The sequence below is a fragment of the Bilophila sp. 4_1_30 genome, from assembly GCF_000224655.1.
GTDB lineage: Bacteria > Desulfobacterota > Desulfovibrionia > Desulfovibrionales > Desulfovibrionaceae > Bilophila > Bilophila wadsworthia.
Map to the genome: position 1 here is coordinate 277,997 of NZ_JH114233.1, position 8,276 is coordinate 286,272.

The window sequence follows — 8,276 nt, forward strand, 5'->3', positions numbered from 1 at the left end:
GCGGGGCCGGCTCCGATGACGATGAGATCCATGTTTCTGTCCATTATTCGGCCTCCCCGGGAAGTTGACGTCTCACAACCATGCCTTCCCGCACGGTGACGAGGCAGGACTGGACGTCCGGTTCGCCGTCGATTTCCATGAGGCATTCGAAGCACACGCCCATGAGGCAGTAAGGAGCGCGGGCGCTGCCGTCCACGGGATGCTTGCAGGTGTGCCCGGCGTGGGCGTGCCCGAGCACGGCGGTGGCGACGCTGATCCCGGCGGGGACTTCCATCGGCTGCCCGTCGAAGGTGATATGAACGGTAGATGCGTTTTGCATGGCGTAGTCCTTGTTCAGCACGAATAGCCGAAGCGTTTGAGGGTCATGCCCTGCGCGGTTTCGGGCAGTTCGCCGCCGAGGATGAAATCGGGGAGCAGGCGGGTATGGGCCGCGGCCATGGTCACGGCGCTGTGGGTATTGACGAGGGTGACGTTGGGATGCCCCGGCAGGCGGCTGTAGATCGCCATGCTGTCGTCGGGCATGACGCGCAGTCCGGCCCATGCGCGGATGAGGCGCTTCTTGCCGAGTTCGGGCCAGACGCGGATGGCCCATTTGCCTTCGGAAGCCACGGCGGAGGGCACGACCTGCGTGTGGTGCCCGGCCTTCTCGTGGCGGAAGCCGATGATGGTCGTGCCGCCGAAGGTCTGGGTGACGCCGAGCACCGGGATGGGCATGACGAAGGGCATACGCTCGACGAGCAGCACCTGCCCCTTGTCCGCGTAGACGGGCAGGGTGGGCATGGCGAACTGGACGAAGCGGCGGTTGGACAGCCCGGCGGCGAGCACGAGCTTCTGGCAGTCGAAGGTCCCTTCCTTTGTGGTGACGCGGTAGCCGCCCGCGTGGGGCTGCACGTCGAACACCAGCGTCTGGCGGTAGTCCACGCCGACGCGGGGCAATGCCGCCCGGAAGGCACGCAGCAGGGACAGGGGATCGACCACGCCGTCCTCTTCGCACCATGCAGCGCCGCAGACTTCAGGGCCCCAGCCGATCTTGGGCAGTTTCTTCTCAAGCTCGGCGCGGTCGATCATGTTGCCCTTGTATTCGCCGAGGGCCTCGCGCAGCTTTTCGATGTAGTCGCCGCGTTTCTGGTAGTCCTCTTCGCTCAGGACAGGGATGATGCCGCCGGTGTAGTTCACCGGGATCGCATGTCCGGAGATTTCCTCAAGTTCTTTGGTCAGCGCCGGGTACAGCCGCGAGGAGACGAAGCCCCACTTCGCGTACTCGGGCAGGTGCAGGAATTTCGACTGGCACCAGATCAGCCCTACGTTGGTCCGCGACGCCTTATTGGTATCGGTCGGCGCGTCCAGCACGGTCACTTTCCGGCCCTTGCCGGAAAGCCCGTATGCCAGCGCGGCGCCCGATATGCCCCCGCCTACGATGATGATATCTTGTTCTGTCGTGCTCATGGGAGAATGCCTCCGGCGGCCGGGCTGCCGCCCGGACCTGCCCGGGGGGAATGATTCCCCCCGGACCCCCTCAGAGCGTCGAACGCCACGGCTGCGCCGCGCCGTCCGCCGTCCTGTGGGCGTCAGGCGCCTTCTTGGTGAAAGCCTGACGTACCCGCTCTGTGTTTTTCAAATAATCCCCGTCCCCATTACGAAAGTCTTGGGAGAGGGAGGGGTGGGGTTTGAGGAGGGAGCAACCTTTCTTCAGAAAGGTTCTCCTTTCCCCCTCAAGTCTCATATCTCTTTTTTTAGTCTTTTTTGTAGGCAACGCAGTCGACTTCGACTCGGAGGTCGCTCATCATCATGGCCTGTACGCAGACGCGGGCGGGGGCGTGCTCGGCGGTGAAGAACTGGGCGTAGACCTTGTTGAATCCTGCGAAGTCGCGGGGATCGTCGAGGAACACGTTGACGCGGACGACGTCTTCAAGGGAATACCCGGCGGATTCGAGCACCTTCTTGAGGTTTTCGAGGGTGACGCGGGCCTGCACGGTGATGTTGCCGGTGACGATTTCGCCGTCGGCGTCGCGGGGGACCTGTCCGCTGACGAAGAGCCAGCCGTCCGCTCCGGCGGCTTTGGAGAAGGGAAGGGCGCCGGGCTTGGTGGGGGTGCCGTAGCGTTTGATGGACATGGTCTGCTCCTTGGTTTTCGTATAGGTTTTTGAGGATATGGCCTGTTGAGTCGTGGGTTCAGGAATGGCTTCCTTTGCGTCCTGTCCCGAAGTCCCCAAAGGGGGAGGCGGAGGACCCCGAGGCAGGGCGGAAAGGAAGGCCGCCGGAAGAGGGGCGGCCCCCCGCCGGGGAAAGGAAAACCTTCCCCCGGAGTTCCGCGTGTTACTTGTTGCCGGTCAGGCCGAGGTCGGTGAGGACCTTGTTCATTTCGGCGTACTGTTCCTTGAGCTGCTTCATCCACGCTTCGCCGGTGGAGTAGTCGGGCGTCGCGTTCATGTTCTTGATGGCCTTGATATATTCGGGGTCCTTGACGATTTCTTCGGAAATGGCCGCGAGCCTGTCGAGGATTTCCTTGGGCGTGCCCTTGGGAGCCGCGATGCCTGCCCAGCCGTAATAGTTGCCCTCATAGCCCTGCTCCGCGAAAGTGGGAGCGTTGGGGTACACGTCGCTCTTGGTGCCGATGGCGAGGATCTTGAGCTTGTCGGCGGAAGCCATGGGCGCGTAGTTCTGGGGGAAGAGGAAGGTCATGTCGGCATGGCCGCCGAGAACGGCGGTGGCCGCTTCGCCGCCGCTCTTGTATTCGACCTGCTTCACCTGAACGCCGGTGCCGGTGAACCAGTTGCGCATGGCGAAGGTCAGCCATGAGGTGGCGGCGGGGCTGGCGAACACGAGCTTGCCGGGTTCCTTCTTGGCGGCGGCTTCAAATTCCTTGAGGTTGTTCCACGGAGCGTCCTTGTTCACGACCACGGCGCAGTTGGCGACCATGATGCGGGCGATGTAGTCGAAGCTGTCGAAGCTGTAGTTTGCGCCCTTGGCGGTCAGCGGGATGATGATGTTCGGCCCGGCCTGCGCGAGGAACAACGTGTAGCCGTCGGGCTTGGCCTTGGCCGCGAAGAGGCTGCCGGTCAGGCCGCCGCCTCCGGTTTTGTTCACCACAACCACGGGCTGCCCCAGTTTCTTTTTGGCGAATTCAGCCCACACGCGGGCCGTCAGGTCGGAGTCGCCGCCCGCGCCGTAAGGGCTCACGAGCTGGATGGGCTTGCTCGGATAGTCGGAAGCCTGAGCCGGGACCGCCAGAAGGCCGCCGGCGAGCAGGAACGCGCCCATACCGAAAAGAGCTGTGCGGAGGGTCTTAAACATAAGGTTCTCCCCTTGGGTTGGAGGTTTGCAGGGGCTCCTGCCCCCTATATCCTTGCGCCGCATTCCCGCCCGCCGTTTACCCTAGGATGGCGGTCCCGCGTCGCGTCTTCACGTTTTGTTGGTCTCCGAAATGCGTTCTCACGGGGCGTCCATAACCCCTCTTTATTCTCTCTATTTGCTCTTTTTCTTCTGTCGGAACGAACTCCTGTCGCGTGGCCTCCCCCAAATTTCATCTTTTCCTATCCTTCCTGCGCAAGCTGGGCGATCTTCGAGCGGCGCAGACGTGCGCGGGCGATGCTGAAGACGGCGGCGACGGTGAGCAGAAGAAGCACGACCGAGAACGGATGCGTCAGGAAGATCATGAAACTGCCGTCGGAAAGGGTCATGGTCTGATCAAAGGCGGACTCCAGCAGAGGCCCGAGGATGAAGCCGATGATCATTGGCCCGGCCGGGAACTGGAACCGGCGCATCCCGTAGCCGAGGATGCCGAACAGTATGAGGCAGAGGATGTCGAACAGGCTCTGGTTGATGGAGTAGGTGCCGACAAAGGCGAAGATGGTCACGGTGGAGAAGATGATGTGCTTCGGGAGCTGCGTGATGCGGACCCATGCCCTGAAACCGAGCTTGGCGATGACGTAGAGCAGGATGTCGCACATAATGAGCGAGCCGAAGATGCCGTAGACGACGGTGGTGTTTTCAAAGAAAATGTTGGGTCCGGGGGTGATGCCCTGGATGAGGAACGCGCCCATGAGCACGGCGGTCACGTCGTCGCCGGGGATGCCGAGGGTCAGGAGCGGGATCATGGCAGAACCGGTCACGGCGTTGTTGGCGGCTTCGGGAGCCATGACGCCTTCGATGGCGCCTTTGCCGAACTGTTCGGGATGCTTCGAGGTGCGCTGGGCTTCGGAGTAGGCCATGTAGGCGGCGGGGGAAGCCCCGAGGCCGGGCATGGCGCCGATGACCGAGCCGATGATGGACGAACGGAGCAGGACCGGGATGCGGCTCTTGATTTCCTGCCACGAGAGGCGGCCGTTTTCGCCGGAAAGATCGAACTGCTGTTCAAAGGTCTTGCGGATGCCGGAACAGGCCTGATGGATGACTTCGGGCAGGCAGAGCAGGCCGATGACCATCGGGATGAGGGCGATGCCCGACATGAGGTTTTCGTTTTCGAAGGTGAAGCGCATGGCCCCGGTGGTGCCGGAGACGCCCACGGTGGCGAGGAGGATGCCCACGCCCGCACAGAGGATGCCCTTGAGGATGGAGGAGCCCGAAATGCTGCCCACTACGGTCAGGGCCAGCAGGATAAGGCTGCACTGCTCGACGGGGCCGACTTTGAGGGTGAGATAGGACAGGGGGGCGGCCACGCAGATGAGCAGGATGTTGCTGAATGTGTCGCCGAACACCGAGCCGACCAGCGCCGCGTTGAGGCCTTTGCCCGCTTTGCCCTGCTTGGTGAGGGGGTAGCCGTCCATAGCGGTGCAGACGGCTGGCGGCGCGCCTGGGGTGTTGAGGAGGACGGCGGTGATGGAGCCGCCGAACATGCTGGCCTTATAGATGCCGAGCAGCATGGGTATGCCCACCAGCGGGCTGACGTAGAAGGTCAGCGGCAGGAGGATGGAAATGGCCATGATGCCCGAAATGCCGGGGATGGCCCCGAACATGAGCCCCGTGAAGATGCCGAGGGCCACGGCCCCGATGGTTTCCGGAGTGAGGATGGAAATGAGCCCTGTACAGATGTCCGCGAACATGTTGCCTCTCCCGTGGTTGGCCTAGCCGAACAGGACGCCGGTAGGAAGGATGATCTGCATGAAGTTGAACGCCACGTAATTGAGTAGGAGCGTGAACAGCACGTAGCAGACGATGCCGATGAGCCAGTGGCGCAGTCCGAGCATCAGGGACACGAGAAACATGACGATCGGCGTTGAGTAGACGAAGCCGAGGAAGTGGAGGCCGATGAGGTAGAGGAACAGGATGCCGACGTAGCCGGCGAGGGCGGCGAAGCGTCCGGCCTCCTCTCCGCCTTCCTGAAGTTCAAGGCGTTCCTCGTCGACCTTGCCCGCGAGCATGTGGCGTACGGACCGGAGGCAGAACCCCGTGAGCAGCGCGCTCATGATGATGAGGACGAGAGTGACGACGGATGGGAAAAAGGCGGGGCTGATGGTCGAGGGCAGGGTTTCGATGACCCACTGATCGATGTGGCAATAGAAATAGATGAAGAAGAGCATGAGGAAGAGGCTGATGCCCGCTTCGATCCAGATATTCCGTCTTAAAAGCCTGCCCATGTGGTTCTCCCCAGAATCCAAAAGGTTTTCGACGTAATCCGATAAACATTCCGCTCTTTGCAATTGCCGCGCGGAGGGGGGTGTCCGCGCCGGGCTGCTGTTGTGCCCGTGTCCTTCTAAGCAGGTATTGTGCCAGAACGTTACAATCTTATTTTTATAATAAAAATAAGATGATTACCTAATAAAGGCGGAAAAACGGATGATATGGAATTGTAACGATACGTGACATATGTAGTCCGTTGTGGTATAAAAAGATACCTCTTGAGTGAAGAACTATCAGCGGTTTTCGTCTTTTTAGGTAAAATAATGTAACGTATCATTACATTGTAATGTTTTATTACAAAGGCTATTCCATGTTGACCACGTTGCCTTCTCCTTCCGCGCAGACTATCCGGCAAAGCGTGCCGGATCAGGAAGATATTATCCGGCGCTCGCTGGAGCGGTCCGCCCGTTACGGCGTGGACCCCCACCTTGATGGCGCTCCCGAATCCACCCGCCTCTCTGATGAGCAGCTGCGCGAGCGCATCAACGGGCAGCGCGTTTTTTATACGCTGGCGAAAGAGCAGATCGATTCCCTGTACCGCCTGCTGCGGGATACGGGGTTCTGTATGGCCCTCGCGGATTCAGAGGGCTATGTATTGTATGTCGTTGGGGATTCCGATCTCGTGGAGCATTTCAAGCGGCGGCGCTGCATCCCCGGCTACCGCTGGACGGAGCGTGACATCGGGACATGCGCCATCGGCCTGTCGCTTGAGGAGCGCGTCCCCGTGTTCCTGCCCGGCGACCGGATGTACTCCGCGCAGGCCCGCAAGATCAGCAATGCGGGCGCGCCGGTTTTTTCGCTGGATGGGGGCCGCGTGCTCGGTGCCATTTCCCTGAGCGGCGGTTCCGACATGATGCACATCCACACGCTCGGGCTTGTGCGGCAGGCGGCGGAAACCGTCACTTCGCAGTTGCGCGAACGCGAACGCATCCGCGAGCTGGCGATTAAGAACCAGTACATGCGCGCGCTGGTGGAATCCGATTCCCGCGGCATCGTCACCGTGGATCAGACCGGTCGCATCGTGGAGGCCAACAGCACGGCCCGCAAGCTGCTGAAGCTTTCGCCCGGCTGCGAGGGCAAGTCCTTTGAGGAGAGCGTGGGTGAGAGCTATAACATCACGGCATATCTCAAGGAAGGTAAGGGGTTCCGGGCACGCGAAATCCTTGCCCGGCGCAGCGGGACGACGCATTTCGCGTCCCTCGACCCCATCCGCATGAACAGCGGCGAGCTGGTGGGCGGTTTGTTCACCGTCATGGAAAAAAAGGAAATGATGCGCATGGCGGTGGAGATGACCGGAGCGCACGCGCATTTCACCTTCGAGTCCATCCTCGGGGCGAGCGAGAGCCTGCGCTCGGCTCTGCACCTTGCCCACATCGCGGCTGGAAGCACGGCCCCGGTCCTGCTTTCCGGCGAGACGGGAACGGGCAAGGAGCTGTTCGCGCAGGCTATCCATAACGACGGCCCCCGCCGGAACCGGCCTTTTGTGGCGATCAACTGCGGGGCCATTCCCAAAGAGCTTTTGGAGAGCGAGTTGTTCGGCTATGAGGAAGGCGCGTTCACGGGAGCGCAGAAGGGCGGGCGGCCCGGCAAGTTCGAGCTTGCGGACACGGGCACGCTGTTCCTCGACGAAATCGGGGATATGCCTTTCGACATGCAGGTCAAGCTGTTGCGCGTGCTCCAGTCGGGAGAAATCCAGCGCGTGGGCGGTTTGCGCACCGTACCCGTGGACCTCCGCATCATCTCCGCGACCAACAAGGATCTCAAGCAGGCCATTGCGCAGCACCAGTTCCGGGCGGATCTCTATTACCGGATCAGCACCTTGAGCATCCTCGTGCCTCCGCTCCGCGAGCGCGCCGAGGATATCCTCCCGCTGGCGGAGCACTTCATCCGTCGGCACGAGCTGCGTCTGAACCGGCATCCGGTTCCCCTGCCTCAGGAGACAGCGGAGGCGATCCGCCGTTACCCGTGGCCCGGCAATATCCGGCAGTTGGAGAGCGCCGTGGAGCGGGCGGTGCATCTGGCGGAAGGCGGCGCGTTGTTGCCCGAGCATTTTGGGATTGCGGATCTCATGGAGAACCGCAGGCCCGCCGCGCCCGCCCCGGCGCAGGCGACGCTTGAGGACATCGAGCGGCAGGCCATCGCCGCCGCCCTCGTCCGTTTTGGCGGGAACATCAGTCAGACGGCCTTTGCCCTCGGCGTCAGCCGCCCCACACTGTACCGGAAGATGAGCAAGTACGGTCTGGAAGAATAAACGCTGGAGAAATACTGGGGGGAGGGGAAACTTTTCTGAAGAAAGGGAGGAGCGCCCCCACGTTTCCCCCCCAAACCCGTCGGCGCGGCTCCCATCCCTTTCTTTCCAAGGACTTTTATACTTATCGAATCCTTGGTCACAGCACTCCCGGGAGCAGTGCACTCTCGAGAATGGAACATACTTCCCTAGACATATCAGCAAGGTGCCCCTTGACCCTGCAATGTGAGCTTTTCGGAGGCCCCACCTCCGAGGACTCGCATTGCAGGGTCATCAGCGGGCATGGGGAAAAGCGTTGTCCCAGTCTACCCGCAGAAACTTGTTCTTTCGGACTCGCATCGGAACGAACTCCCTTCGCGCGGCCTCCCCACCAGTTGAAAGTCTTTGAAGAGGAGGGAGAGGGGGTTTT

At 61.5% G+C, this 8,276-nt stretch carries 7 protein-coding genes; 1 reads left to right on the plus strand and 6 read right to left on the minus strand.

The genetic code is table 11. From position 1 onward, the window contains the following. Positions 1 to 43 precede the first annotated feature (43 nt). The 6 genes from HMPREF0178_RS13260 to HMPREF0178_RS13290 form a co-directional block, all read right to left on the minus strand. Positions 44 to 319 carry a (2Fe-2S)-binding protein gene (locus tag HMPREF0178_RS13260; protein ID WP_009368557.1) on the minus strand — a complete coding sequence of 92 codons (276 nt, stop codon included), beginning with the start codon at positions 317 to 319 and terminating at the stop codon, positions 44 to 46. 14 nt (positions 320 to 333) lie between these two features. Continuing rightward, on the minus strand, positions 334 to 1,446 hold the full coding sequence (locus HMPREF0178_RS13265; RefSeq protein WP_009368558.1) for an FAD-binding oxidoreductase: 1,113 nt from the start codon (positions 1,444 to 1,446) through the stop codon (positions 334 to 336). Between the two features lie 287 nt (positions 1,447 to 1,733). After that, positions 1,734 to 2,114: a RidA family protein gene (locus tag HMPREF0178_RS13275; RefSeq protein ID WP_005024715.1), complete on the minus strand. Its 381-nt coding sequence runs from the start codon at positions 2,112 to 2,114 to the stop codon at positions 1,734 to 1,736. 202 nt (positions 2,115 to 2,316) lie between these two features. Then, positions 2,317 to 3,294 (minus strand): tripartite tricarboxylate transporter substrate binding protein, encoded by a 978-nt coding sequence (locus HMPREF0178_RS13280; RefSeq protein WP_009368559.1) that lies wholly within the window; start codon positions 3,292 to 3,294, stop codon positions 2,317 to 2,319. Positions 3,295 to 3,533: 239 nt separating this feature from the next. After that, positions 3,534 to 5,042 (minus strand): tripartite tricarboxylate transporter permease, encoded by a 1,509-nt coding sequence (locus tag HMPREF0178_RS13285; protein ID WP_009368560.1) that lies wholly within the window; start codon positions 5,040 to 5,042, stop codon positions 3,534 to 3,536. A 21-nt stretch (positions 5,043 to 5,063) separates the two neighbouring features. Next, a complete protein-coding gene (locus HMPREF0178_RS13290) occupies positions 5,064 to 5,576 on the minus strand; it encodes a tripartite tricarboxylate transporter TctB family protein (RefSeq protein WP_009368561.1) in 513 nt (170 codons plus the stop codon). 353 nt (positions 5,577 to 5,929) lie between these two features. Here HMPREF0178_RS13290 and HMPREF0178_RS13295 point away from each other — a divergent pair, with 353 nt between their 5' ends. Beyond that, positions 5,930 to 7,870, plus strand: a complete 1,941-nt coding sequence (locus tag HMPREF0178_RS13295; protein WP_009368562.1) for a sigma-54-dependent Fis family transcriptional regulator — start codon at positions 5,930 to 5,932, stop codon at positions 7,868 to 7,870. The last annotated feature ends 406 nt before the right edge of the window (positions 7,871 to 8,276 follow it).

Coding starts and splice junctions, on each gene's coding strand:
- HMPREF0178_RS13275 (WP_005024715.1), bottom strand. CDS start 2,114: ATGTCCATCAAACGCTACGGCACCCCCACCAAGCCCGGCGCCCTTCCC.
- HMPREF0178_RS13290 (WP_009368561.1), bottom strand. CDS start 5,576: ATGGGCAGGCTTTTAAGACGGAATATCTGGATCGAAGCGGGCATCAGC.
- HMPREF0178_RS13295 (WP_009368562.1), top strand. CDS start 5,930: ATGTTGACCACGTTGCCTTCTCCTTCCGCGCAGACTATCCGGCAAAGC.
- HMPREF0178_RS13265 (WP_009368558.1), bottom strand. CDS start 1,446: ATGAGCACGACAGAACAAGATATCATCATCGTAGGCGGGGGCATATCG.
- HMPREF0178_RS13260 (WP_009368557.1), bottom strand. CDS start 319: ATGCAAAACGCATCTACCGTTCATATCACCTTCGACGGGCAGCCGATG.
- HMPREF0178_RS13280 (WP_009368559.1), bottom strand. CDS start 3,294: ATGTTTAAGACCCTCCGCACAGCTCTTTTCGGTATGGGCGCGTTCCTG.
- HMPREF0178_RS13285 (WP_009368560.1), bottom strand. CDS start 5,042: ATGTTCGCGGACATCTGTACAGGGCTCATTTCCATCCTCACTCCGGAA.